Consider the following 26,864-nt stretch of genomic DNA (forward strand, 5'->3'; position numbering starts at 1 on the left):
GAAGAGATGATATATTTTTACGCGCTTATTGCTAATGGTGCAAATAAAAAGCAGATTCCAAAATCCTTTATAAACGCGCTAAATATGCTTTTAGAATTAAATATGCTTGATGATTTTGGCACGAGCTATAAACTAAAGCCCACTTTTGTCATTGGCAGCATTGATGTGTCTCAAAAAGGGCTATTTTTTGTAAAAAGTTTTAATAATGCCCACCAAAATGATTTCCGCCTTATGGATATAAGCAAGCATTCGCGCTTAAAAAAGGGCGATATTGTGCTAGCTAAGATTAAAAAATTAAAAGGCAAGGGTAAGGGAGTGCTGCATTTAGCAAAGGTGCTATATGCTACAAAGCCTTATGCCTTAGGCGTGCTGGTGGAAAAAAAGGGCGCAATCAAGGCTTTGGAACTAGATTCTAAAGCGCAAAAGGAGCATTATATTACGCTTAAAGCCTCGCAAAAATCGCTTAGAGCCATGCCAAAGCATTGCGTGCTAAAAATTGATATGAATAATGGCGAGATTGTCGAAGTGCTAGGCGTGCTAGCAGATGCGCATATTGATGAAAAAATCGCTCTAAGCCCCTATAATCGCCCGCTAAACTTTAGTCAAAAGGCTAGGGATTTTGCCTTTGGTGATGAGGTGTGCAAGCAGATGTATCCGCATAGGGAGGATTTAACACATTTGCCTTTTTGTGTAATTGACCCCCAAGATGCGCGCGACCATGATGATGGCATTTATTTTGATAGCAAAAATAGGATTCTATATGTGGCAATTGCCGATGTGAGCGAGTATGTGAACGCAAAAAGTGAGCTTGATAAAGAAGCAAGAGCGCGTGGCTTTAGCCTGTATTTTCCGCATAAGGTGCTGCCTATGCTGCCCTTTGAGCTAAGTAGTGGGATATGCTCATTAAAAGCGCATAAAGTGCGTTTAGCTATGGTGTGGGCAATTAGCCTAGATAAACACGCGCAAGTGCTGCACAGCAAGCTTTTTGAAGCGCTCATTTGCTCGCATGCAAATGTGAGTTATGAGCAAGTGGAGGCGTTTTTAAACAAAACAGAGCCAAAAACAAGTCCTATTCCGCTAGTAGTGAAAAAATGGCTTAAATCCTATGTGCCTTATGTCAAAAAGTGCAAAGCCGCGCGATTAAAAAATGGCTATGAATTTAGCAGCCAAGAGATACATTTGGAGCTAGATTCTAAAGGCGAGATTGCCTCATGGAAAAAGATAGAACAGAATCTAGCCCATAGCATTATTGAAGAATCTATGCTTTTAGCCAATGTGCAAAGCGCTCATATGCTAAATGAGCATATTCAAAAAGGTATTTTTAGAATCCACCCTCCGCCCAAAGAAGAGCGCATAAAGGAATTGATGTGCGAGCTTAGAAGAATGGGTTTTACTATTCCTAAGAGTGCTAAATTGCATAAGATAATTGCAAGTATCCAGCACAGCGCGCACAAGAGCGATATGAAAGAAGTCATTGATAGCCTTATTATTAAATCCTTTGCAAAGGCTACTTATAGTGTGAAAAATATGGGGCATTTTGGGTTGGGCTTTGAGTGTTATACGCATTTTACATCGCCTATTCGTCGATATAGTGATTTAGTCGTGCATAGAATCTTAAAAGCCTTTTTGCATAAAAGTAATACGCTTAATTTTTTGCTTGAAGGCTTGTATGCGATTGCTCAAGAAATTAATGTGAAAGAAAAGCAAATAAGCTTTATTGAACAGGATTTTTATCAGCGCAAAATGATACGCCACACGCAAAAGCTTTTAGAATCTAGCACGCCTCTTATATGCCAAGCGCTTGTGATTAATGAAGTATCCCACGCGCTTGCTTTAGATTCTATCCCGCATGTGAGGATTTTACTCCCTTGCGAATTTGCCCGATTTGAGCTTATAGAGGTGGTTATTACGCAAGTGGATTTGCTGCGCGGGATTGTGTATGGCAAGCCGCTGCATTATGAGGAATATAAAGCCAAAGATAAGCCAGCTAAAAAGACGCATAAAAAATCATCTAAGCGAGATAAAAAAACAAAGCCACTTACAGAATCTAGGCGCAAAAAAAGGGCAAAAGATGTATAAATCCCAGCTTGATACATTGCTTAAACACTCTATTCCGCGCGCAAGCCTGCTCTATGGCGATAGTTTTTTAATTGAGCATTATGCAAAAAAAATTGCCCTTTTATTAAAAAGTGAGGAGAAGCATACTTTTTATTTTGATGAGTACAATTTAGCTAGCATAAACGCGCTACTATCGCAAAGCTCGCTATTTGGCACAAGCTCTTTGGTGGTGCTCAAGATTAATCATAAATTAAATAAGGCAGATGTGGAGATATTTTTATCTTCATTGTGCGCTAATACGCATAATGCGCTTATTATTGAGTATTATCAGGCGCCAAACAAGAGCGATGCGGATTATGCGCGCGATTGCAAGGCGTTTGCGGGGTATTTTAAAATGCCCAAAATGCCAAAAGATAGCGTGATTGAAGTGCGCTTTTTTGAGCTAAACATAAGTGAGCGCATGGAGCTTATGCGCCAAAAGGCAAAATATTTAGGGCTTAATGCGAGTGATAAGATTTTAAACTATATTTTAAGCTTGCAAAATAATGACATCGCGCTAGCGCTCAATGAGCTAGATAAGTTTGTTGTATTTAGCGGCTCTAAGCCCATTGAGCCAAATGATGTAAGCCTGCTTTGTGATGGAATGGCGAGCTTTAGCGTAGAGGAGCTGTGCTGCACTTTAATGGAGAAAAAATCTTTTATAGAAATGCTGCATAGTATTTATGAAGAGGGTATTAATGAAATAGCGATGATTAGCGAGATACAGCGATTTTTTTATCAATTATTTTTATTTTTTGCTTTTATTAAGATAAATGGACGCCCAAATGCCAAAGAGATTTTGGGATTTAGCCCTCCAGCACACATTGTGGAGCGGCTTTCGCGCTACTGCATTCGCTTTAGGGAAGCAGAATATATTGCCATTTTTGAGCTACTCTCTCAATGGCGCTATGAAGTGAGCAAGGGCAAAGTAAAGCAATCAATGAGTGCTTTAATCAAAATTCAAGAAATGATAAGATAAAATCTGCGCCTTTATTTTAGCCTTGCTCTTTTGCATAATGCTTTTTAATTTTATAGAATCTACTCTAGCTGCCTTAAGCTAGGGATTAGATTCTATAATTTATAGAATCTAGCGCGCAAAAGGGCGATACACCAAAAGGAGTAAGAATGAAATTTTATGAGACGATGTTTATCCTTAAGCCCACGCTTGTGGAAGAAGAAATCAAGTCTCGCATTGATTTTTTTAAGGATATAATTACCAAAAACGGCGGCACAATCGAAACTTGTCTTGATATGGGTATGCGTAATTTAGCTTATGAGATTAAGAAAAATAAGCGTGGGTATTATTTTGTCATCTATTTTAAGGCAGAGCCTAGCTTTATTTTGGAGCTTGAGCGCAATTATCGCATAAATGAGGAGATTTTGCGCTTTATTGTGATTAAATATGAGAGCAAAAAAGAGCAAAAAGCATGGCAATCGCTCGTAAATAAGGCAAATAATAAGCCAGAACCTAAACCTCAAAAGCCCAAAAAGACAGAGATTGAGGAGAAAGAGCCTGCAAAAGAGGCAGAATAAAGGTAACTCATCATGTATAACAAAGTCATTATCATAGGAAATCTCACACGAGATGTAGAGCTTAGGTATTTGCCTAGCGGAAGCGCACTAGCCACTATTGGGCTTGCAAGTAATAGGCGATTTAAAAAGCAAGATGGCTCGCCGGGCGAAGAAGTGTGCTTTGTCGATGTGAAGCTCTTTGGTCGGAGTGCGGAAGTGGCAAATCAATATTTGCGTAAAGGCAGCAAGATACTTATTGAAGGGCGATTGACCTTTGAGACTTGGAATGATCAAAGCGGAGCAAAACGCAGTAAGCATACTATTACAGCTGAAAGTATGCAAATGCTAGATTCTAAACCTGCGCAAGGTGATGATGGCTATAATGCCAGCTATGCTGCCCAGCCCTCATATAGCCAGCCACACAATGCGCACAATAATAGCGCAGAGAGGACAGGTGGCTATTCTCAAAATATCCCAGAAATCGATGTAAATAACGAGGACATACCTTTCTAATACTACTTAAAACACAAAGGAGACACTATGGAGAAGAAAAAATATTCAAAGCGATACTGCCGCTACACAGAGGCAAAGTTAGAGTTTATCGACTACAAAGATGTGGAAATGCTTAAATTTTCACTTTCAGAGCGATATAAGATTATGCCAAGACGACTTACGGGCAATACAAAGCGTTGGCAGGAGCGCGTGGAGGTTGCCATTAAGCGCGCAAGACATATGGCACTTATTCCTTATATCGTGGATAGAAAAAGGGTGGTTGAAAATCCTTTTAAAATCTAGCCCAACTTTGCGGCGTTGCTTAAGCGCACTTGTGTTATAATCGCTCGTTTTTAGGTGCAAGCAAACGAGGGGCAAGTGGCAGGAAATGGAAATAAGTAAGGAGCAGATATGAGCAGAGTAGCGATAGATAAGCAGGCGGTAGCAGAGTTTTTTAGATTCTGTGATGATAATGATGTGGAGTTTATCGATTTTAGATTTACCGACATTAAGGGCGTGTGGCATCATGTGAGCTTCTCACGCAGCGCTATTAGCGAGGAGAGCTTTGAGGGCATACCCTTTGATGGTAGCTCAATCCCCGCGTGGCAGCCTGTTGATAAATCTGATATGGTGCTTATCCCCGAGCCGGTGCGCTATTTTATCGACCCATTTACTGCTGATACCACTGTTGTGGTGTTTTGTGATATTTGGGATATTTATAAAAATGAGCCTTATGAGAAATGTCCGCGCAGCATTGTAAAACGCGCAACCAAGTATTTGCAAGAAAGTGGCATAGGCGATGTGGCGTATTATGGACCTGAAAATGAGTTTTTCATCTTTGATTCTATAAAGATTAAGGATTCTGTAAATTGCCAGTATTATGAGATAGATTCTGAAGAGGGCGAGTGGAATCGCGATAGAGAGTTTGAAGGCGGCGTGAATATGGGACATCGCCCCGGCACTAAGGGCGGATATTTCCCTGTGCCGCCCGTAGATTCTATGATGGATTTGCGCGCGGAGATTGTTAAAGTGCTTAATCAAGTCGGCTTAGAAACTTTTGTGTTACATCATGAAGTGGCGCAAGGGCAATGCGAAATTGGTGTGAAGTTTGGCAATATGCTCGAAGCGGCGGACAATGTGCAGAAATTTAAGTATGTCGTACGCATGGTGGCACATCTCAATGGTAAGACTGCCACATTTATGCCAAAGCCGCTCTATGGCGACAATGGCAGCGGTATGCATGTGCATATTAGCATTTGGAAAGAGAGTAAAAATCTATTTGCAGGCGAGGCATATCAGGGCTTAAGCCAAATGGCATTGCATTTCTTGGGCGGTGTGCTAAAGCATGCGCGCGCGTTAGCAGCCTTTACAAATCCTAGCACGAATTCTTACAAGCGGCTTATTCCGGGCTTTGAAGCTCCTAGCATTCTTACTTATTCTGCGCAAAACCGCTCTGCTAGCATTAGAATCCCATACAACAGCGGTGAAAAGGCAAAGCGCATGGAGTTTAGATTTCCAGACAGCTCGAGCAATCCCTATCTTGCATTTGCTGCTATGCTTATGGCGGGACTTGATGGCATTATTCATAAAATTGAGCCAGGTGAGCCAATGGAGGTTAATCTCTTTGAGTTAACATTAGATGAAATTCGAGAAAAAGGCATTAAGCAGCTGCCTCATACTTTGCGCCACGCCATTGAGGAAATGCTCCTTGATAAAGCCTATCTTAAAGAAGGCGGTGTATTTAGTGAGGAGTTTATCCAAACTTATAAAGCGTATAAATTTGAAACAGAGATTTGGCCATGGGAAGCCCGCCCGCACCCCTTTGAGTTTCTTACTACTTATAGTTGCTAGATTCTATAAAATAGAATCTAGCGCCGCTACTTAGTTTTTAAAGTATTTTTGTGCTAGCGGGTATTTATCACAAAAGGCATTTAATGAAGTATGTGTGGATTTTAGTGGTAGTGTTTTTGAGTGCTTGCACAAGCATTAGCCAGCCTAGTGCAAATAAGTCTGCCTTGCCTAGCTTTAATCCCCATATCAATCCCTATCAAGACAGCGGCGAAGAATATATGCGGCATTTTGCTTATAGTGCAAATGAGTTTGTGGAGTTTTATCGTGCGCACTATTTGGTAACCTCATGGCAGGAGTGCTATAAAAATATGCCTCAATTGTTCTTAGATGAGGGCGAGCAGCCCATACTCATCGAGCTTGCAGATGGGAAAATCCCCACATCATTTCAAAAAAGATTTTATACGATATTTATCGGTGGTTCGGCATTTTCGCAAAACACTTATCCAAAGCCCGCTAATGCCATAGAAGTAGCAAAAGCGCTCAAAGCCAAATATGTGTTTTATGAGGCAAAATTGCTTGATACATATGGCACGATGAAAGGAAAACAGGTGCAGAGAAAGAAAGTTACAGCATTTTTTGGTGTGGCTGTGGCAAATGAGCAGCGCGCGCACCGAGTATTTGCGCAAAAATGCCCAATGCTATTAGAAGAAATACAAGCAGAGCGTGATGCCAAGCACAAAGTAGAAGTAAAGTAATAAATAACGCGCCTTATAACTTAAAGGCTTGACCGCGTGGCTTTTTGTTAAAAAAGCAATAGCGCGGAATTATAGAATCTGCAACCTTGATGGCTATTAAAGTTAGTTATTATAAGCATGCAATATAGAATCTAGATTCTATACGCGCTATATTTAATGGTCAAATAAGCCCTACAAGCTCCTTAGCCCTCTCGTAAGTGGCTTTAGCGATAGGGCGGATAGCATCTGCGCTTTTATCTAGCACAGATTTGATATAGCCCTGCTCATTTTGTAGTTTTTGATATGTCGCTTGAATGGGGCGCAAAGATTCTATGACCACTTCAGCAAGTGCAGTCTTTAAATGCCCATAGCCCTTGCCTACAAATTCATTTTCAATTTCAGCGCGGCTTTTATGCGTAAAAATCTCATAAATGCACAGCAGATTATACAGCCCCTCGCGCTTTTCGTCAAAAACAATGCCACTTTGAGAATCTGTAACAGCTTTTTTAAATTTGCGCGTAATCACATCGGGGTTATCAAGCAGGAAAATGGCGTGATTTTCGCCTTTGGCGGATTTGCTCATTTTGCTTTGCGGATTATCTAGTCCCATAACACGCGCACCGACTTTGGCAATCATAGGTTCAGGGATAATAAAGCATTGCCCATATTCGCGATTAAATCGCTCCGCCACATCGCGCGTTAATTCCAAATGCTGCTTTTGGTCCTCGCCCACAGGCACGCTATGGGTTTGATAGAGTAAGATATCTGCTGCCATAAGCGCGGGATAATTAAAAAGTCCAACATTAATATTTTTTGGATTTTTGCTTGATTTATCCTTAAACTGCGTCATACGACTCATATCGCCCATAGGGATATTACAATCTAGAATCCACGCAAGCGCGGCATGCTCATCGATTTGACTTTGGATAAAAAGATGAGATTTCTGCACATCAATGCCACATGCTAGCAAAATGCCCGCTAGCTCGTAAGTTTTCTGCTGCAGTTCTTTGGGATTTTGGCGCGTGGTGATGGCGTGAGAATTGACCACACAAAAGATATTTTCAAACTCATCTTGAGAATCTACCCAATGCCGCACAGCACCTAAATAATTACCAAGATGAATATTGCCTGTGGGTTGAATACCTGAAAACACACGCTTTTTATGCGCTAGATTCTGTGTTTTATGGCTTTCTTTGGGGGATTTAGTGGGAGATGGGTGGGGAGTTAGCATCGATTGCATGTAAAGCCTTTTTGTAAAATGTTTCTAATGATTTAAAAAGTGGTATTATATACTATTTCCACTTGTATTTGCGTATGTAAAGTGCTTTGAAAATGATACAAATGGTAAAATTTTTCTTTACAAATTGTGTAGAATCTGCCTCTTTTTTGTGAGGGCATTATTAAAATTGTTTCAAAATGACACGCATATAAGAATAGCTATGATAAAATTTAGCACAAATCCAAAACAAGGGAAGGAGATAACAAATGCTTGAGATACGATGGCACTCTCGCGCTGGGCAAGGTGCTGTAACTGGCGCAAAGGGCTTGGCTGATGTGATTGCGGGGACTGGCAAAGAAGTGCAGGCTTTTGCATTCTATGGCTCGGCAAAGCGAGGTGCTTCTATGACAGCTTATAATAGGATAGATTCTGAACCTATTTTAAATCATGAAAAATTTATGAATCCCGATTATATCTTGGTGATTGACCCGGGGCTTGTGTTTATTACAAATATTTGTCTTTATGATAAGCCCTCGACAAAATACATCATCACAACGCGTTTAAGCAAAGAGGAGCTTATCGCTAAAAAGCCCGAGCTAGCTGGTAAAGAGATTTATACGCTTGATTGTATTCAAATTTCAATTGACGCGCTGGGCAAGTCTATCCCTAATGCTCCAATGCTTGGGGCATTGATGAAAGTTTCTGGCATGCTTGAAATTGATTTCTTTTTAGAATCTTTCTCAAAAGTGCTTGGTAAAAAACTTCCTCAAAAAGTCATTGACGCCAATAAAGTGGCTATTAAGCGCGCTTATGATGAAGTTAAATAACTCAAAGTGTAAGGAGAGATGCGATGGATAAGTTAAAAGATTGGGACGAATTTGAAATTGGCTCTGTGCTTTTCCCCTTTAAAAAAGGCGTAGATGGCGCAATGGAGCTTTATAAATATGAGCGCACTTATAGCGGCGATAGCTCATTTACTGATAGCGTCGCACACTGGCGTGTGGAAAAGCCTGTGCATAATAGCGATATTTGCATTAATTGCTTTAACTGCTGGGTGTATTGCCCTGATACGGCAATTCTTACCGCAAACGATAAGCTAGCGGGCGTAGATTATGTCCATTGTAAGGGCTGTGGCGTATGCGTAGATGTGTGCCCCACTAATCCTAAGTCATTGCTTATGTTTGATGACTATAAGCCTAATGAGGAAGCGCTTAAAGAATGGCCTGCAAAGCAGCCTAAAAAGCCAAAAGATGAAGCATAGGAGGAGTGGTGAATGGCTAAGCAAATGGAATTAAGAGATATTGAAGTATGGGATGGGAATATGGCAGCCTCTCAAGCTTTGCGTCAAGCGCAAATTGATGTTGTAGCAGCCTATCCTATCACGCCCTCAACGCCTATTGTGCAGAATTATGGGAGTTTTGTGAGCAATGGCTACATTGATGGCGAATTTGTTATGGTAGAATCTGAGCATGCCGCTATGAGCGCGTGTGTGGGTGCCGCAGCAGCAGGCGGCAGAGTGGCTACTGCTACTAGCTCTCAAGGTTTTGCGCTTATGGTGGAGGTGCTTTATCAAGCCTCTGGTATGCGTTTGCCTATTGTGCTAAATCTTGTAAATCGCGCTCTAGCAGCCCCGCTTAATGTAAATGGCGACCATTCAGATATGTATCTTAGTCGCGATACAGGCTGGGTAAATCTCTGCACTTATAATCCACAGGAGGCGTATGATTTTAATCTTATGGCGTTTAAGATTGCTGAAGATATGCGCGTGAGGGTGCCTGTAATTGTCAATCAAGATGGCTTTATTTGCTCACACACAGCGCAATCTGTCCGCCCATTTAGCGATGAGGAGGCTTATAAATTCATAGGCGATTATATTCCGCACAATCCTATGCTTAATTTTTCTAATCCTATCACCTATGGTGCGCAAACAGAGGAGGATTGGCACTTTGAGCATAAAGCACAGCTGCATAAGGGCATTATGGATTCTCATTTGGTGATTGAGGAGGTTTTTTTGGCATTTGAGAATCTAACTGGGCGCAAATATAATCTTGTAGAGACTTATATGCTTGATGACGCAGAGGTGGCTATTGTGGCACTTGGCACAAGTGTAGAATCTGCTCGCGTAGCCGCACAAAAAATACGCAAGGAGAAAGGCATTAAAGCAGGTGTATTATCTATCCGCTCACTGCGTCCTTTTCCATTTAAACAAGTGGGCGAGGCTATGCTAGGGCTTAAAGCGGTGGCTTGCCTTGATAGGAGTTTGCCCGCTGGCACGCTTGGTATGCTTTTTAATGAATTTTCAGCAGCGGCACTATCTGCAGGCGCACACCCTATTATGTCAAATTATATTTATGGGCTTGGTGGGCGCGATTTGACACAGGCACATTTAGAAAATATCTTTATCGAATTAGATGCTAATGCTAAGGCTGGCAAGCTCACACACCCGCTCCAACAAATGCTGGGACTTCGCGGACCCAAAATGAGTTTTTTATAACATAAAGTTTTTATAAGGAGGATTGCGATGGTAAAAGAAGTTAAAAATCTTAAAGAATTTCAAAAATCAGCAAAAAAATTTGAGGGTGCGCATTTGCTTTGTCCGGGCTGCGCGCATGGTATGATTGTGCGTGAGGTGCTTAATGCAGTTGATGGACCCATCATTTTGGGGAATTCTACAGGTTGCCTTGAGGTTTCAAGTGCTGTGTATCCACATACAAGCTGGGACGTGCCGTGGATTCACATAGGGTTTGAGAATGGTTCTACCGCAGTGGCTGGAGCAGAGGCGATGTATAAGGCTTTGGCGCGTAAGGGCAAATATACAGGAGAGAAGCCCAAATTTGTAGCCTTTGGCGGTGATGGCGCAACTTATGATATAGGCTTTCAATGGATTAGCGGCTGCTTTGAGCGCGGACATGATATGACTTATATTTGTCTTGATAATGAGGTATATGCTAATACTGGAGGGCAGAGAAGTGGCTCTACACCGCTAGGCTCAAGCACTTCTACAACACCCGCTGGAAGCGTGAGCTTTGGAAAAAAGGAGCGCAAAAAGGATTTGCTTTTCATTATGGCAGCACATGGCGCGCCTTATGTTGCGCAAGTAGCGCCAAATAAATGGAAAGATATGAATAAAAAAATTAAGCGTGCCATTGATACAGAGGGTCCTACATTTATTAATGCCATGAGTGCTTGCACGACGGAGTGGCGCTTTGAATCTAATAAAACCGTTGAAATAAGCGATTTGGCTGTAGATTCTCTAGTGTTTCCATTATTTGAAATTATTGATGGCGTGGAGATTCATATCACTTATCGTCCGCGTAATGTTATCCCTGTGCGTGATTATTTGGGCGCACAAGGGCGATTTAAGCATCTTTTTAAACCCGAAAATGAGCATATTATTGAGCAGTTTCAAAAAGATGTAGATAAGCGTTGGGAGTATTTACAACGCAGAGAAGAAGCCAATCCACAATAAGCCTCAATCCGCTTGAAATGCGGATTGATAGCCATTAATCAAAAGTTTATCCAATTTTCAATACAATAGCCGATTTATTTTCCACACATTTTACACGAGGACTGAAACAATGCCAGAAAAATCCGAAAAAACAAGCAAAAAATCAAAAGAAGTCAATGCCGAGCTAGAGAGCCTTTTTAAAGAAGAATATAGCGATTATGTAACCTATGAAAAAATAGCCCAAACTATGCTCAAAGCCCCCACTGCAGCGCAGGTAAAAAAAATTAGAGAATTAGCTAAAAAATATAAAAAGCAGCTGCTTAGTTCATCTGAAGTGGCAAAAATGCTTAATACCCAAGAGCAAATCAAGCGTCAAGCGGATAAGAAAAAAATGCTCAACGAAGAGCTAGAAGATGAATTTGACTTTATGAAGGATAAAGAGCTGCTTGAATGGAGCAGGAGTGATAGCCCTGTGCGTATGTATTTGCGCGAGATGGGGCAGATTCCGCTTTTGACTAAAGATGAGGAGATTACGCTTAGTAAAAAAATTGAATTAGGGGAGAATACTATCCTTGATGCGATTTGTTCTGTGCCGTATTTGATTGATTTTATTTATGATTATAAAGATGCGCTTATTAATCGTGAGCGCCGCGTGAAAGAGCTTTTTAAAAGCTTTGATGATGAGGAAGATGCCGAGGAGGAGGAAGAGGACTTTGATATCCTTGAAGATGAGGAGGGCGCGCAAAAACAAAATTCTAAAAAAGACCAAAAGCGCGTAGAGAAAGTCATAGAAAGCTTTAAAGCACTTGATAAGGCTAAAAAAGAATGGCTCAAAGTGCTTGAAAGTCCATTGCCAGAGGGGGAAGATGAGCTCACTCACATCTTATTGCTTTCACACAAAAAGCATACCTTAAAAATGCGGCTATTAGATTTAGGACCCACGAGCAAGCTTATTAGCGAGCTTGTGAAAGCTATGGAAAATACCCTAAAAAGTGGCGATGGCTTTGAGCGTGAATTAAAGCGCTTAGAGTATAAGTTGCCACTTTTTAATGATGCTTTGGTTGAAAATCATCAAAAGATTTTAGCCAATATCACGCAAATGAGTCGCGATGAAATTGCTGCTATGGTACCAGAAACGACGATGGTAAGCGTGTATGTGGAGCTTAAGAAACTCTTTCAGACCAAAGAGGCAAGCGAGGGGGGATTTAACCTCGAGCCTGAAAAGCTAAAGGAGATTTTAGAGCAGATTAAGCGTGGTAAGTCTATTTCTGATAAGGCAAAGGCAAAAATGGCAAAGTCAAATTTGCGCCTTGTGGTGAGCATTGCCAAGCGTTATACAAATCGTGGTTTGCCATTTTTAGACCTTATTCAAGAGGGCAACATCGGGCTTATGAAAGCAGTGGATAAGTTTGAGTATAAAAAAGGCTTTAAATTTTCTACTTACGCAACTTGGTGGATTAGGCAGGCTATTTCTCGTGCCATTGCCGACCAAGCACGCACCATACGCATTCCTATCCATATGATTGAAACGATTAATAGAATCCACAAAATTATGCGCAAACATGTGCAAGAAACGGGCAAAGAGCCTGATATTGACTATATTGCCAAAGAAGTGGGGCTGCCTATTGATAAAGTCAAAAATGTCATTAAAATCACAAAAGAGCCAGTGAGCCTTGATGCGCCTATTGGAAGTGATGATGATGGGAAGTTTGGCGATTTTGTGGAGGATAAAAGCTCTGTGGGTCCTATGGATTATATTCTTAAAGAGGATTTAAAAGTGCAAATTGATGAAGTGCTAGAGCAGCTTAATGATAGGGAAAAGGCTGTTATTCGTATGCGTTTTGGTTTGCTTGATGATGAGAGTGATAGGACATTAGAAGAGATTGGCAAGGAGCTTAATGTAACGCGTGAGCGCGTGCGACAGATAGAATCTAGCGCGATTAAAAAGCTTAAACACCCAAAAGTAGGACGTAAGCTTAAAAACTATATCGAGGAATAGCCCCTAATTTATCGCGCCTAGAATCTTGGCGCAAATCCTTATTCAAATCTTGGATTTAGACCCATGAGCCTATAGATTCTATAAAGGCAAAGGTTTTATAGAATCTAGCCACTACCACACATCACGCCAAAGCACATCTCTCCCAAAAAATAATAAGTTCTGCTAAATCTTAATATTACTTGATTTTTAAACTTATAAAATAATATTTACAGAATCTAGTATATTTTCTCTCATTTTTACATATATTTTGTGAAAAAAGAGTATTTTCCCTTAAAAATTTAACAAATTTTTTAAAAAATATTGCATTTTTATAATTTTTTGATTAGAATTCCGCGCAAATTTTACATACAAGGAGTGATTATGCAGACTACACCAAAATCAGCGAGAAGATATGGACTAGCAGCCTTGATTGGCGTTATAGCGGGCGTTTTTAGTGCGATTGTAAAATGGGGTTGGGAAGTGCCTTTCCCTCCGCGAAATCCTAGTGTGCCTTGGCCTGTTGATGCAGTAGATGCCTTAGGCGCGCCATTGCGCACTACGCCGCCCAATATCTTTTTGGAGCAAATTGGCTTAGGCAACATGATAGATTGGAGCTACACATTTTCAGGCATTTCATTGCCACTTGGCACATTTATGGTGCATGTGGGCTTTGCCGTTGTATTTGCGGTGGCGTATTGCGTGATTGCAGAGGTTTATCCTCGTATTAAAATGTGGCAAGGCGCGGTATTTGGGATTTTTGTATATCTTTTTGCGCATGTGATTGTAATGCCTCTCATTGCGGAAGTGCCGCCATTATCACAAATCCCACTTGATGAGCATATTTCTGAATTTTTTGGGCATATTGTATGGCTGTGGGCAATTGAAATTGTAAGAAGGGATTTGCGCAATCGAATCACCAAGCAAAGCGACCCAGAATTTTGTAAATAGTTGCAAAAAGGGGGTAAAACTATGAGGAAGATTCTATGTTTTTTGTTTATGGTAGGCTGTGCGAGTGGATTTGAATATAAAGTCAGTGGCTTGGCAGAATCTTTTACCAAAGCGGGCTTTAATAACCAACGCCTTGTGCAAGGGAGCGATAATGATAGAGCGCCTACAGAGAGCTTTAGCACGATTTTTGCTCAACTCAATTTTGATGCGCAAATTTTTAGTGGCTTAAACTTTGGGCTAGGCGGCTCTGTGGGCGGGCTTGCATTAGATTCTACAAATAATGCGCAAGGCAAGGAATACGCGCTCACTCAAGGACTTAATCGCACTGTGGTTCAAGATGCGTTCTTTGGCGCGAGCTTTGAGCGCAATAAGGCGCAAAATTATGTCTTACACAACGCCTTTTTGGAGCATTCAAGCGAGCATTTTTACCTTAAACTTGGACGGTATGAATCAGGCAAAGTCGGCGAGTGGTTTGATGGACACACACAAGGCGCGGAAGGATATGCCAAATTTGGCGCATTTAAACTATGGGCATTTTTCTCAAATCGCCGTGCTTTGCTGCATAGTAGGCTATTTTATGACTGGTGGCAGCTTAATGGCGAGCATGAAAATGGCAAGACGCGCAATCTTTACGCCGCGGGATTTGATACAGAATCTAGTGGCTTTAAACTTTCACTTTTCTCATATTATGCCGATAGCAAGGTGGTAGCGCCGGGCTTTAGCCTTTCATTTGACACTAATCCTAGTTTTAGTATGCAGGGCTTTCGCTCAATTACTAAGATTCACGCGCTATTTCCCATTGCGCAAAGCTCTTTTGTGGGCAGCAATGACACATTTGGCGCTGATGTGACAACGACAATTTATGATGGCTATCGCAACTGGGGCTATGTGAAAAAATCCACACAAACACTGCACATCGCGCAAAAATTTGCGTTTGATAATATGAATTTTGGCTTAGGGTATTATCAAAATTTTGGTAATGCTAATGCGCTCATAGGGACATTTGGTAGCCCTTTGGAGCTAGCGATTTTGCCATCAAATGCCTATGATTATGGGCGCGGAATGAGCGATATGGTGGGTGCAAATGCGCTTACTGGCTATGGCTACTTTGGTAGCGTGCATGGGGGCTTTGACTGGAGTTTGCTTGCACGCGCGACAAAAAGCGATAGGAGTGATGAACAAAGTGTGGCGCTCAATATGAATTATCAAATTCGTAGCGATATTAAGATAAGTGCCAAACTTGAGTGGCTAAATGACATCACAAAGGCTGGATATAGTCCCTATATCGGCGCGAATAAGCTGGCAAAAAAGCGCGCAGATGATAAATCACACGCCTTTTTTGTGATTAGCCACACATTTTAAATTTATAGAATCTAACCTTAAAAAACAAGTTGATAGATGCTTAAGCAGCTATAACTTTATACTTTAGGCGCAAATGTGAGCTTTGCTTACATTTGTAAGATGCGCGCGGCTTTTTGTTAAAAAAGCAACAGCGCGGAATTATAGAATCTATGGCTTTATGTCGCTAGATAAGGGCTAAATGCGCGGCATTTTATGTGTTTTTTAGCTTATTAGGATAGAATCTTGCCTTTATTTTATACCATTTAAGGAGGTCGATATGGCTTTAGATATGGCGAAAAAACAAGAGATTATCGGTAAATTTGCTAGAGACAGCAAAGATACTGGCTCAAGTGAAGTGCAAGTAGCGCTGCTTTCCCAACGCATTACAGATTTAACAGAGCATTTGAAAAGTAATCCAAAGGACCATTCAAGTCGTTTGGGGCTTTTAAAGCTCGTTGGTAAAAGAAAATCGCTGCTTGCTTATCTCAAGCGCACGCAATACAACCGCTACGCAAAGCTTATAGGCGAACTTAAGCTTAAAGATAGAATCTAGCTAGATTCTATCCTAATTCTATCGCTGCGTTATTTTTAGCATTTATTTTTTATTGCTTCCCCCCCCCCCATTTCTCCATACTTTTCAAAATACATTTTTTCAAGCTCATAGAGCGTGTAGCGCGCGTTTTTAAAGACTGCTGTATCACCAAAATCCGTAGCAAGTTTAGTGTATTCTTCTAGCACGCGCGCACTCTCTTGAGCGCGTTTAAAATTTGCAAGGACAAGGGCGCTAAGATGTTGCCGCTCTAGCTCGCTTTGAGTGCTTTTTTTAGCCACGTCTGTGCGTGTATTGCGGTATTGTAATAACTGCGTTTGGGCAGGAAATTTGAGCTGGTGTCGAAGATTTTTGCAATCAAGTGCTAAAGAAGTGTCATTGTGGAGATAGCGGAGGGTATCCTCAATGACACGGATTCCCTCCCTTAAGCGATTGAGATTAGCATCAATTACTCTGCCAATCTCATCTTGCATAGCTTAATCTCTGCTTGAAAGTCCAATGAGCGAAAGTAGGCTCACAAAGATATTGTAAAAATCAAGATAGAGGCTAATTGCAGCATCTACTGGGCTTTGGTAAAGCCCACGAATGATATTTTGTGTATCATAAGCCACATAAATGCTAAACAGAATAGCCACAGCACTTGAAATAATCACTTGAAACATTGAACTACCAAGGAAAATATTCACAATTGAGCATACAAACACCACGATGAGCGCAATGAAAAGCATTTTGCCCATGTTGGCTAAATCTTTGGTTGTTTTGATGCCAAAAATGCTCATTACGCCAAAAATAATAGTAGTCATAGCAAACGCCATAGCCACTGCGCCCGGACCTGCTTTTACTGAAACCATAGCTACAAGCGGTGTAATAGCCACGCCTGTGAGTGTGGTAAAGATAAAAAGCATAGCGATATTTAAGCCCGGCTTTGAGCGCGAGAACATAAGCCCAAAGAGCGCGGCAAACTCTGCGATGAAAATAACTATGCGATTTTCATACACAAGCTGAAGATTCATAAGCCCAATCATCGCGCCGATGAAGGCAAAAAACAAGCTCGCACCAAAAAAAAGATAGGTGGTCTTCACAAATTTCACAAGTGCGCTGTCGCGTGCTGCACTAGATTCTGTATGCATCTCTCCTACATAATTTCTATCATAAAGTCCCATTATGTCTCCTTCATTTGAAATGAGGTGGTAATCATACCACATTTTGCCAACAAAGCAAATCACGCGCCCTAAGCAGCATATTTATAGAATCTATGGCTAGATTCTATAAACTTATTCTTTTAGCAAAGCAGGGTTAGGATAGATAAACTTGCTTTTGCGCTCTACAAAGATTTTATCCTTACTATCTGTTGCAAAGGCGTGAATGATGATATCATAATCACCTTGGGCGAGCCTGTTTTTAGCGCGAATGGTGACAATTTGCTTTACTTTATCGCCAGCCTTTACTCTAAAGGGCTTTTTGGGCGTGATAATTTCAAGCGACTTAGCAATGTCGCTACCTTTCACATCGCGGATTTCAAAAAACATTTGATGCTCTGCCTCATCGGTGTTATGGAAAAGCATGACATAATGATTATCCACAATATTATTTTTGCGCAGTTCATAAAGCTCGCCGCTGCGGCTAATATTAAGCAGCATGGTCTCCTTTTTGCTTCCCATAACAAGCAAGATTGCAAACACAATGCTTAAAATCACCACATAGCCAACGGTCTTAAAGCGCACAAAGCGCACTTTGCCATTATTATCTAAAGAGTTTGTGGATTTCCAGTTGATGAGTGAAGGGCGATTGTAGTGTGCCATCACATCAGCGCATGCATCAGCACACTCAAGGCAATTAATACACTCAAGCTGCATACCCTTTCTAATATCAATATGTGTAGGGCAGACTTTCACGCAAGCAGTGCAGTTGGTGCATTCATTTTGTGGATTTTGCTTCTTTGGTGCGAGAGGATTTTTTATGCCATTAGGCGCATAGACTGCGCCCCCACGCCTGTCATTATACAATACCATTACCGTATCATCATCATAAAGCACGCTTTGCACGCGACAATAAGGACACATATAAATGCAAAAATTCTCTTGAATAAATGCAATATCAAAGATAAAAAATATTCCAAATCCAAGCCAGAATCCAAGCAACACACGATGTTCTAGCGGCTCTTGTATATAGGCAAAAAAGTCACTAGGCGGTGTGAAAAAAAACATCAAACTTGCCGCCGCCATAAGACATAGCACGCAGAGGATTAAAAAGGCAAGCACAGCTTTAATCTTGGCAGAAAATGTGCTTAAGTCCATGCCTTGCTGCTTGTTGCTAATTTTTTTGCGCAAGCCAAAGATTTTGGTTTGTAATAAATCCCTATACAGCACGCGAAAAATCGTTTGCGGGCAAGCCCAGCCGCACCATACGCGCCCCAAAAGTGTGGTAAGAAAAAAAATCCCAACAAACATTAAAATCAATAAAAAAGGCATAAGATACAGCTCCTGCATATCAAATACCACGCCCAAGAGATGCAGCTGCTTATGGTCAAAGGAGAGCAAAAAAAGTTGATGTCCATTAATGTGGATAAAAGGGAAAATGAGCAAGACTAGGCTCGCTAAAGTATAAACGATATATCGCTTTTTGCGGTAAGAGTGCGCAAAGCCCTGCTGCATAGAATCCTCCTTAAATGTGCTTGTTGTGTGAAGCGATTAAATAACTTTTTATCTTAAAAGATGATAAATTTTACTATTTTTAATTGGAAAGTAAGAATTTATGTCAATCTCTCTTTTTGGTGTTTTTGTGGCAAATTTATTGCGCAAATGGCGGAATTTTTTTAGACAGTAGTGTAAGCTGTGATATACTTTTTAAAAATATAGAATTTGATGCTTTAAGGAGACAAAATGCTAGAGCGATACGCACGAGAGAAAATGAAAAGTTTGTGGAGTGAGAATGCCAAATATAGCGCGTGGCTAGAGGTTGAGAAGGCGTTGGTGCGCGGCTGGAGCAAGCTTGGGCTAATCCCAAAAGATGACTGCGAGAAAATCTGTGCGAATGCGAAATTTGACATTCACCGCATTAATGAGATTGAGAAAACCACAAAGCACGACCTAATCGCCTTTACCACGAGCGTGGCGGAAAGTCTTGGCGATGAAAGCCGCTGGTTTCATTATGGAATCACAAGCAGTGACTGCATCGATACGGCTGTGGCGCTGCAAATGCGCGATTCGCTTCGCATTATTATCGATGATGTAAGGGAGCTGCGGGAGGCGATTAAGCAAAAGGCGTTGCAGCACAAATACACGCTGATGGTCGGGCGCAGTCATGGCATTCACGGCGAGCCTATCACTTTTGGGCTTGTGTGTGCGATATGGTTTGATGAGCTTGGGCGGCATTTGAGCGCGCTAGATTCTACGCTGAAAGTCATTAGCGTGGGGCAATTGAGCGGTGCGATGGGTAATCTAGCGCACACGCCAATCGAGCTTGAAGAGCTAGTGTGTGCGGACTTGGGGCTAACCCCAGCACCCGTGAGTAATCAAGTCGTGCAACGTGATAGATACGCGCGGCTTATGTGTGATTTGGCGCTGCTGGCGAGTAGTTGTGAAAAAATCGCGGTGGAAGTGCGGCATTTGCAGCGCACGGAGGTTTATGAGGCTGAGGAGTATTTTGAGAGCGGGCAGAAGGGCAGTAGTGCGATGCCGCATAAGCGAAACCCCGTTTTGAGCGAGAATATCACAGGGCTTTGCCGCATGATACGCGCTTACGCCATGCCCGCGATGGAGAATGTGGCGCTGTGGCATGAGCGCGATATTAGCCACTCAAGCGTGGAGCGATTTATCCTGCCTGATGGCTTTATCACGGCGGATTTTATGCTTGCACGCCTTACTAGCGTGATAAAAAAACTTGTGATTTACCCTAAAAATATGATGAAAAATTTGAATTTAACAGGCGGTTTGGTCTTTTCACAGCGCGTATTGCTAGAGCTGCCAAAGCGGGGCGTAAGTCGCGAGGAAGCCTATAAAATCGTGCAGGAAAATGCGATGAAAGTGTGGCAAATATTACAAAATAATGGCATGAAAAATGGGCTTAGCGCACTAGATGAAAATGGCAAGTCGCTATTTTTGCAATATCTGCTAGCAGATTCTAAATTAGTCAATCTAATTGGCGAGCAGGCAATCAAAGAGTGCTTTGAATTTAGCTACTACACAAAAAGCATAGATTCTATATTCAACCGCGTGTTTGGCACATCTTCGGGGGAGTAGAACAAAGCTAGCTTTTTAAGGCAGATTTTTGCATAGATTCTGTAATTAAGATTAGAAATTTATAGAATCTAGCTTGCATAGTGCTATCATACGCCTTTAAGATTCTATCAAGGATTATTATGCCCTTTGTTACCCGCTCGTATGAAATTTTAGAGCCTGTGGCTGCGTTTTTATTCCTTATGCGCGCTAAAGGCTACACGCAAGCCCAAGCCCAAAAGGCTATTGATAGAGGGCGGCTTAGCCAAAATGGGCGCGCTGTGGGCAAGGGGGAAAAGATTTGCGGATATGTGGAGTTAAGCGAGTTTGAGCCTTGTGATATGCCGCTAGAGCCTGTATTTTACAATGAATATTTTTGCGTGTATGATAAGCCGCATAATTTGCTCACGCACCCAAAGGGTAGATTCTATCATCACTCGCTCAATGACGCGCTAAAAAAGCGATTTGGCAATGGGGCAAACGCCATTCATCGCCTTGATAAGCAAACAAGCGGGCTTGTGCTGTGCGCGAGCAATCCTGTATATGAATCTCAACTCAAATCCCTCATGGAGCAAAGGCAGATTAATAAGACTTATTTGGCAATTGTGCAGGGCGAGCTAAAGCAAGAAATGCTTATTAGTGAGCGTATTGCTAGGGGTAAAGTGGGGGATTTGCGCATAAAAAGCTTTATTAGCCCTAAGGGTAAGCCTAGCCACACTTTGCTGCGCCCTTTAGCTTACCATAAGCCTACGGATTCTACGCTTGTATCTGCCATAGCTCTCACAGGCAGGACACATCAGATACGCTTGCATTGCGCCCATGTAGGGCATCGAATCTTAGGCGACCCGCTGTATGGAGTAGATGAAAAATATAGCAGATTCTATCTTGCTAATAACGCCACTCCACACTATGAGCAGTATTTTGGTGCGCCGCATTTGTGTCTAAACGCTCATACGCTAAGCTTTATCTTTAAAGAGCGGACATATTATTTTGTAAGCTGCTTGCGCTTTGAGTGCGCGCCGCATTTTAGCGCGATATGGGATAAAGCGGGGGATAAAACGGGGCAAAACATACAAGCACAAAATAATATTTTTCAAGTATAATGCGCTATTTTTTATTTTGGGAGTGAGTTATGCGCAAACATATATATAAAATATGGCTTATGCTGCTTTGTGTGTTATTTGTGGCGTGTTCGGATAATAAATCAGTAAGCTCCTATACGCAAGAGATTGCTACTATGCCTAAAATACTTATTACTTTTAATGAGCCAATTACTACTCAAGATAAGCAGGGCAGCATACATACGGCGGATAAAAATGATAAGATTATTGCCCTTAATGGAGAGGCTATTAGGGCAGATTATGCGTTTAAATCCACTTATGAGCTGCTTATTATCCCAAGTGTGCCAGCACTAAAGCCAAATGCGGAGTATCGCTTAGAAATTAAGCTTTCAAAGCTTGTAGATTCTATGCTAGAGGATAATCTTAATCTTAAACTTCACACCAAGCCAACAGAAGTGCTTAGCGCCTCTTTGGAGCCTGATTATATAGATGAAAAATCATTTTACTTAAATGCACGCATTAGCTTATCGCAGATAATAGATACAAGTGATATACGCGAGGCTTTGAAAGCACAAAGCGTGGATTTTAAAGCCAAGATAATAAGCCTAAGCGATGATGCAGGTTCTCAAATACCCTTTAGCTTTGAAAGTCAAAAAGATGAGATAAATATCCAAAGCGAGGCATTGCCTATAGAGCAAGCGCCAAAAACTTACACGCTTACCCTTAAGGCGGACTATTTTGGCTTTGAAGAAGATGAAGTTTTGCGCTATGTGCGCACAGCTCGTGGGCTTGAGGTGGAGGATATAGCGGCTAACTCAAGCCAAAAGCCCTCTATTACTATATCTTTTTCGCAAATCCTTGCAGATAATGCCAATATACAGGATTTTATCTCCATTACGCCAAATATTGCAGCCAATATCGCCAAATCAGGCAATAAGCTTATTATTAGCGCGCCTTTTGGCATTGCTAAGCCTTACACCGTGCGCGTGAAAGAGGGTATTAAAAGCATTGATGGCTTAGAGCTTAAAAGCCCAAGAGAGGAGCGCATAATTTTTGAGCCGCTGCCTCCTTCGCTTGTATTTTCTCAACAAGGCGTGTTTTTGCCCACTATTGCGGATAAAAAACTCTCTTTTAAAAGCATAAATGTCAATCGCGTCCATTTAAAAATAAGCAGAATCTATCCTAATAACATCACTGCCTATCTTTATAAGCAAAATCTCATCGGCGATGTCAAATATAACGCAAATAACGCCTATGATGAATATGATACATATGGCATATACAGCGACTTTGAGCAGCTTGGCGATGTGGTGTTTGAGCAGAGCTTTGATATACCAAATCAAGCCAATGAGTGGATTCAAAATCAGCTTGATTTTTCAGCGCTGAAAGCCAAAGAGGGCATTTTTATCGTTGAGCTTAGCTTTGGCGCAGATGATGTAGATGCTAAATCGCTTAAGGCTCAATCCTATGATAATGCCTATTTTCTAAGAAAAAATGGCACTATTCAAAAACATTTGATTTTCTCAAATATCGCGCTTATAGCCCAAAGGATAAATGATAAACTAGAAGTTTTCGCCCTTGATATAGCAAGCAATAAGCCCCTTTCTCAAGTGCAAATACAAGCCATTAGCCATAAAAATCAAAGTATAGCAAAAGCAAATACCAATGAGCAGGGCATAGCTACTTTTGAGAATCTAAAAGATGTGATGTATCTTAGCGCGACTAAGGGGGATAGCACGACTATTTTGCGCCTTAATGCGCCTTTGGCATTAGATAGTTTTGATGTGAAAGGTTTAGAATCCACACAGGGTGTGAATGCCTACATTTATACCGATAGAGGCGTATATCGCCCGGGCGAAAAGGCACATATTAATATCATTGCGCGCGCAGATTCTAAGCCCATAACTCACCCTATTTATATTAGTATCACCTCTCCGCAGGGTAAAAAGGTGGTTGATAAGCAAAAGCTTACAGACAATCTCTTTGGATTTTTTAATTATGAGTTTGATACAGACAAAAACGCACCAACAGGCGTTTGGCGCATTCAAGCAGATGTGGGCGGAAGTGCATTTTGGCATAATGTATCTTTAGAATCTGTAGTGCCAAATCGCATTAAAGTGGAGCTTAAAACAGATGAGGAACTCACACAAGCACAAATTGCGGAGTATGACAGCATACCTTATGCAATTTCTTCATCTTATCTCTTTGGCGCGCCTGCGGCAAATCTCACTTATACGAATCAAATGTATATTCAAGGTGTAGATTTTACGCCTAAAGTGTATAGGGATTATACTTTTGCTAATCCCTCATCACTGCGCTATAGCTTTAATGATACGCAAGAAGGGCAGCTAGATTCTAAAGGCTTTGTTGAGGGAATTTTTAATGTCAATGATTTAGAGCATCTTAATCAGAATCTGCGCGCGTTTATGAGCGTGAAAGTTTTTGAAAATGGCGGGCGATATGTGATGGCGCGCAAAAATATAGATATTACGCTTTTTGATAGCTTTGTTGGTATTAAAGCGCCAAAGGCAGAAGTGAGCCTAGATTCTCATCTTAAAATCCCAATCATTGTGCTATCAAAAGATAGCCAAAAACTCCTTGCTAATCGTCCCCTTACTTATAGAATCTACCACAGCGCGCATTCGTGGTGGTGGGATTATGATAGTTATGATAGCTTTGCGCGCTCAATGAAGTCTAGTCGCCATACAAAGCTTATTCAAGAGGGTTCGCTTACATCAAGTGATAAGCCTATTATGCTTGATTTCACGCCTACACAGCATGGCGAAATGCTCCTTGAAGTAGAAGATATGCAAAATCACAACACGAGTGCGGTTTTGTTTTATGTGGGTATGTCTGGTGAGCCCTCGCTTAATCCCAAAGCTAATACGCTAGCCATAAAAGCGGATAAATCCCAATATCAAGCGGGTGAACGCGCAAAAATAAGCTTTGAGAGTGTCCAAGATGCTAAGGCTTTGGTGAGTGTGGTAAGTGCGAACAAAGTCCTAGAGCGATTTTGGCTTGATACAAAGGATACAGAGAGCAGCTTTGAGCTTTTGCTTAAAGATTCTTATGCGCCTAATGTGTATGTGAGCGTGAGCGTATTGCAAGATTATAAAAAGCTTGATAATGACCGCGCACAAAGGCTTTATGGCGTTATTCCTATAATGGTTGAAAATACAGAATCTAAACTTAACCTCGCATTGCAAGCCCCACAATCAATCCGCCCTAATACTGATTTTAGCATTAAGCTTTCTAATAAAGAGAGCAAGAAAGTCGCCTATAGCGTGGCTGTGGTAGATGAAGGCTTGCTTAATTTAACAGATTTCATCTCGCCAAATCCATGGGCGTATTTTTATCAAAAGCTAGCTTTTATGCTAGAGAGTTTTGATAATTATGACTTAATCATCGGACGCGATATGGGGCAGATTCACAAGGTGTTTAAAGTGGGGGGTGATATGATGCTAGCAAGTGCGCAGCGCAAAGATTTAAGCCAAGCCCAAAGATTTAAGCCTGTGGCATTTTACACGCCTCCTATTATGAGTGATGAGCAGGGCAGGGCAGAAGTTACATACAAAATGCCCGCATATATGGGCAGTGTGCGCATTATGGCAGTAGCGCTCAATGATACCTCCTATGGCGCCGCTGCGCAAAATATGCAAGTAAGCGCACCTGTGGCTATGCTCTCAACCATTCCTAGGAGCTTAAAGATTGGCGATGTTTTTAGTCTTGCCATTGAGGTTGTGCCCACACAACACAAAGCAGGTAAAACTACGCTAAAACTCACAAGCGGGGATAAAATCCACCTTGACAAACAGACATTTACGCTTGATTTTAGCGATACCGCGTCACAAATTGTTCATACAAATGCCAAAGTTAGTCCAGATTCTATCGGGCAGGATTTTATTGATATTGTGCTAGAAAATGGTGATTTTACCATGCAAGAGCGCACAGATATTGATATTTTGCCCTTTAATCCCTACACGACTTTAAGCAAGAAATTTACCCTTGAGCCTAATGCCACGCTTACATTACAGAATCCAAAGCATTACATTAAGGATTCTCAAATGGGCTATGTGCTTATAAGTCAAAGCCCTATTATGGGCATTGAGCATCGTTTGCGCTGGCTTATACGCTATCCTTATGGCTGCATTGAGCAAACTACATCAAGTCTTATATCTCAACTTTTTCTCCATTTAAGCGGAGCAGATTCTATAAATAAGGCTCAAATAGTAAAAGATATTAATGCAGGCATTTCGCGCATTGCGACTTTTCAAACAACTGATGGTGGATTTGCGTATTGGCAGGGTGGGAATAGTGCAGATGCGTGGGGGAGCGCGTATGCGGGGCATTTCTTACTTTTAGCCAAAGCACAGGGTTATTATGTGCCTCAAGATATGCTTAAGGCTTGGATAAACTATGAGACTTATTATGTGAAAAATGCTCCGGCTAAGCAAGCAATCTATCCGCTTTATTTGCTTTCATTAGCAGGTGAGCCACAATTGGGGTTATTAAATTACATTTATGAGCATAATTTTAATGATTTAGACATAAGTGATAAATGGCTACTTGCTGCGGCGTATAAGCTTGCTAGCATAGATGATATCGCGCAAAAAATTACGCATAATCTCCCCACAAAAAGCCCAAAGCACGATGAGTCTTATTACAAAGATAGCTATGGCTCAAACTTGCGCGATGATGCGATAATACTCAAAGCCTACACAGATATTTATAAAACCCCAAAAGCGGAGCTTGCAGCTTATATCCAAGAGCAGCTTGAGGGACAAGAGTGGTATTCTACACAAACGCTAGGATTTTCTTTGCTAGCACTAGCGGGCAATAATGCTAGCGTGAAAGCAGATTCTATAACGCCTATGAAATTTAGCCTTGCGGGCAAAGTCTATGATGAGGCGCTAGATTCTATAAAAGTGCCTTTTAGCGCAGAGACTGCTAAACTCATCTCCCAAAGTGATAAGCCTTTGTATGTAAATCAAGTGTGGGAGGGCATTTTGCTTGAGAAAGATATAAAGCCAAATGCGCAAAAAATTGCCCTTTCACGCGAGTTTTACGATGAGCAGGGCAAGCCTATTGATGTAAGCTCCTTGCCTTCAGGGAGTAGCTTTTATCTAAGCCTTACGCTTACAAATGCCAATAAGGCTGTAGATATTAAAAATGTGGCTATCACGCAGATTCTGCCTAGTGGGTGGGAGATTGAAAATACAAGGCTTAGTGATGAATATCTGCCAAATTTTGCGCGTAATGACGCGGATTACACTGATATGCGCGATGATAGAGTGATGTGGTTTTTAGATTTTAATAGCCAAAAAGCAGCAGAGCGCAAGATATTTGTAAAGATTAATACCATAACGCCCGGAGAGTATGTCTTGCCACCAGCCACAGCAGAGGCGATGTATGATAATAGTTTTTTGGCAAATACAGCCTCTCTCCCAGTGGTTATAACCTCTAAGTAAGAAAGATA

22 protein-coding genes are annotated in these 26,864 nt (G+C 41.4%); 18 read left to right on the top strand and 4 right to left on the bottom strand.

Annotation, left to right across the window (positions count from 1 at the left end; translation table 11 throughout):
• The first annotated feature begins 6 nt into the window (after positions 1-6).
• The 7 genes from LS71_RS04775 to LS71_RS04805 all read left to right on the top strand — a co-directional run bounded on the left by LS71_RS04775 (position 7) and on the right by LS71_RS04805 (position 6,647).
• Entirely contained in the window at positions 7-2,079 is a 2,073-nt protein-coding gene (locus tag LS71_RS04775) for an RNB domain-containing ribonuclease (protein WP_034355103.1), read from the top strand.
• The gene (gene holA / locus LS71_RS04780; RefSeq protein WP_034355106.1) at positions 2,072-3,076 is read left to right on the top strand and encodes a DNA polymerase III subunit delta; all 1,005 of its coding nucleotides are present in this window, start codon (positions 2,072-2,074) and stop codon (positions 3,074-3,076) included. Before LS71_RS04775 ends, holA begins: the two co-directional genes overlap by 8 nt.
• Positions 3,077-3,222: 146 nt before the next feature.
• Positions 3,223-3,630 carry a 30S ribosomal protein S6 gene (gene rpsF, locus LS71_RS04785; protein WP_034355109.1) on the top strand — a complete coding sequence of 136 codons (408 nt, stop codon included), beginning with the start codon at positions 3,223-3,225 and terminating at the stop codon, positions 3,628-3,630.
• A gap of 12 nt (positions 3,631-3,642) precedes the next feature.
• Positions 3,643-4,122, top strand: a complete 480-nt coding sequence (locus LS71_RS04790) for a single-stranded DNA-binding protein (protein ID WP_034355111.1) — start codon at positions 3,643-3,645, stop codon at positions 4,120-4,122.
• Between the two features lie 27 nt (positions 4,123-4,149).
• Positions 4,150-4,404 carry a 30S ribosomal protein S18 gene (gene rpsR, locus LS71_RS04795; protein WP_034355114.1) on the top strand — a complete coding sequence of 85 codons (255 nt, stop codon included), beginning with the start codon at positions 4,150-4,152 and terminating at the stop codon, positions 4,402-4,404.
• Between the two features lie 108 nt (positions 4,405-4,512).
• Complete coding sequence (gene glnA / locus LS71_RS04800) at positions 4,513-5,952, top strand: type I glutamate--ammonia ligase (protein WP_034355117.1); 1,440 nt, start codon at positions 4,513-4,515, stop codon at positions 5,950-5,952.
• A gap of 83 nt (positions 5,953-6,035) precedes the next feature.
• On the top strand, positions 6,036-6,647 hold the full coding sequence (locus tag LS71_RS04805; protein ID WP_034355120.1) for a hypothetical protein: 612 nt from the start codon (positions 6,036-6,038) through the stop codon (positions 6,645-6,647).
• Between the two features lie 160 nt (positions 6,648-6,807).
• On the opposite strand, the gene trpS is transcribed toward LS71_RS04805, so the two are convergent.
• Positions 6,808-7,866: a tryptophan--tRNA ligase gene (trpS, locus tag LS71_RS04810; protein ID WP_238700332.1), complete on the bottom strand. Its 1,059-nt coding sequence runs from the start codon at positions 7,864-7,866 to the stop codon at positions 6,808-6,810.
• Positions 7,867-8,111: 245 nt separating this feature from the next.
• Here trpS and LS71_RS04815 point away from each other — a divergent pair, with 245 nt between their 5' ends.
• The 8 genes from LS71_RS04815 (at position 8,112) to rpsO (ending at position 16,113) form a co-directional block, all read left to right on the top strand.
• Complete coding sequence (locus tag LS71_RS04815; RefSeq protein ID WP_034355122.1) at positions 8,112-8,672, top strand: pyruvate flavodoxin oxidoreductase subunit gamma; 561 nt, start codon at positions 8,112-8,114, stop codon at positions 8,670-8,672.
• A 23-nt stretch (positions 8,673-8,695) separates the two neighbouring features.
• The gene (locus LS71_RS04820; protein WP_034355125.1) at positions 8,696-9,106 is read left to right on the top strand and encodes a 4Fe-4S dicluster domain-containing protein; all 411 of its coding nucleotides are present in this window, start codon (positions 8,696-8,698) and stop codon (positions 9,104-9,106) included.
• A 12-nt stretch (positions 9,107-9,118) separates the two neighbouring features.
• Positions 9,119-10,339 (top strand): 2-oxoacid:ferredoxin oxidoreductase subunit alpha, encoded by a 1,221-nt coding sequence (locus tag LS71_RS04825; protein ID WP_034355128.1) that lies wholly within the window; start codon positions 9,119-9,121, stop codon positions 10,337-10,339.
• A gap of 27 nt (positions 10,340-10,366) precedes the next feature.
• Positions 10,367-11,314 (top strand): thiamine pyrophosphate-dependent enzyme, encoded by a 948-nt coding sequence (locus tag LS71_RS04830; protein ID WP_034355130.1) that lies wholly within the window; start codon positions 10,367-10,369, stop codon positions 11,312-11,314.
• Positions 11,315-11,423: 109 nt separating this feature from the next.
• The gene (gene rpoD / locus LS71_RS04835; RefSeq protein ID WP_034355133.1) at positions 11,424-13,292 is read left to right on the top strand and encodes an RNA polymerase sigma factor RpoD; all 1,869 of its coding nucleotides are present in this window, start codon (positions 11,424-11,426) and stop codon (positions 13,290-13,292) included.
• Positions 13,293-13,652: 360 nt separating this feature from the next.
• Positions 13,653-14,219, top strand: coding sequence for a YagU family protein (locus LS71_RS04840; RefSeq protein WP_034355137.1), 567 nt, complete (start codon positions 13,653-13,655; stop codon positions 14,217-14,219).
• Between the two features lie 21 nt (positions 14,220-14,240).
• Positions 14,241-15,581: an outer membrane family protein gene (locus LS71_RS04845; protein WP_034355140.1), complete on the top strand. Its 1,341-nt coding sequence runs from the start codon at positions 14,241-14,243 to the stop codon at positions 15,579-15,581.
• Between the two features lie 256 nt (positions 15,582-15,837).
• The gene (gene rpsO / locus LS71_RS04850) at positions 15,838-16,113 is read left to right on the top strand and encodes a 30S ribosomal protein S15 (RefSeq protein ID WP_034354189.1); all 276 of its coding nucleotides are present in this window, start codon (positions 15,838-15,840) and stop codon (positions 16,111-16,113) included.
• Between the two features lie 35 nt (positions 16,114-16,148).
• On the opposite strand, the gene LS71_RS04855 is transcribed toward rpsO, so the two are convergent.
• The 3 genes from LS71_RS04855 to ccoG form a co-directional block, all read right to left on the bottom strand.
• Positions 16,149-16,583 carry a hypothetical protein gene (locus LS71_RS04855; protein ID WP_052057963.1) on the bottom strand — a complete coding sequence of 145 codons (435 nt, stop codon included), beginning with the start codon at positions 16,581-16,583 and terminating at the stop codon, positions 16,149-16,151.
• A 3-nt stretch (positions 16,584-16,586) separates the two neighbouring features.
• Positions 16,587-17,273, bottom strand: a complete 687-nt coding sequence (locus tag LS71_RS04860) for a Bax inhibitor-1/YccA family protein (protein WP_034354187.1) — start codon at positions 17,271-17,273, stop codon at positions 16,587-16,589.
• A 111-nt stretch (positions 17,274-17,384) separates the two neighbouring features.
• Positions 17,385-18,764, bottom strand: a complete 1,380-nt coding sequence (gene ccoG, locus LS71_RS04865) for a cytochrome c oxidase accessory protein CcoG (RefSeq protein WP_034354184.1) — start codon at positions 18,762-18,764, stop codon at positions 17,385-17,387.
• 228 nt (positions 18,765-18,992) lie between these two features.
• Between ccoG and purB the strand changes: the two genes are divergently transcribed.
• The 3 genes from purB (at position 18,993) to LS71_RS04880 (ending at position 26,856) form a co-directional block, all read left to right on the top strand.
• Entirely contained in the window at positions 18,993-20,351 is a 1,359-nt protein-coding gene (gene purB, locus LS71_RS04870) for an adenylosuccinate lyase (RefSeq protein WP_034354181.1), read from the top strand.
• A 119-nt stretch (positions 20,352-20,470) separates the two neighbouring features.
• The gene (locus LS71_RS04875) at positions 20,471-21,430 is read left to right on the top strand and encodes a pseudouridine synthase family protein (protein WP_081946255.1); all 960 of its coding nucleotides are present in this window, start codon (positions 20,471-20,473) and stop codon (positions 21,428-21,430) included.
• A gap of 29 nt (positions 21,431-21,459) precedes the next feature.
• Positions 21,460-26,856: an alpha-2-macroglobulin family protein gene (locus tag LS71_RS04880; protein WP_138109832.1), complete on the top strand. Its 5,397-nt coding sequence runs from the start codon at positions 21,460-21,462 to the stop codon at positions 26,854-26,856.
• The last annotated feature ends 8 nt before the right edge of the window (positions 26,857-26,864 follow it).

The sequence above is a fragment of the Helicobacter jaachi genome (assembly GCF_000763135.2).
In the GTDB taxonomy this organism is placed as follows: domain Bacteria; phylum Campylobacterota; class Campylobacteria; order Campylobacterales; family Helicobacteraceae; genus Helicobacter_C; species Helicobacter_C jaachi.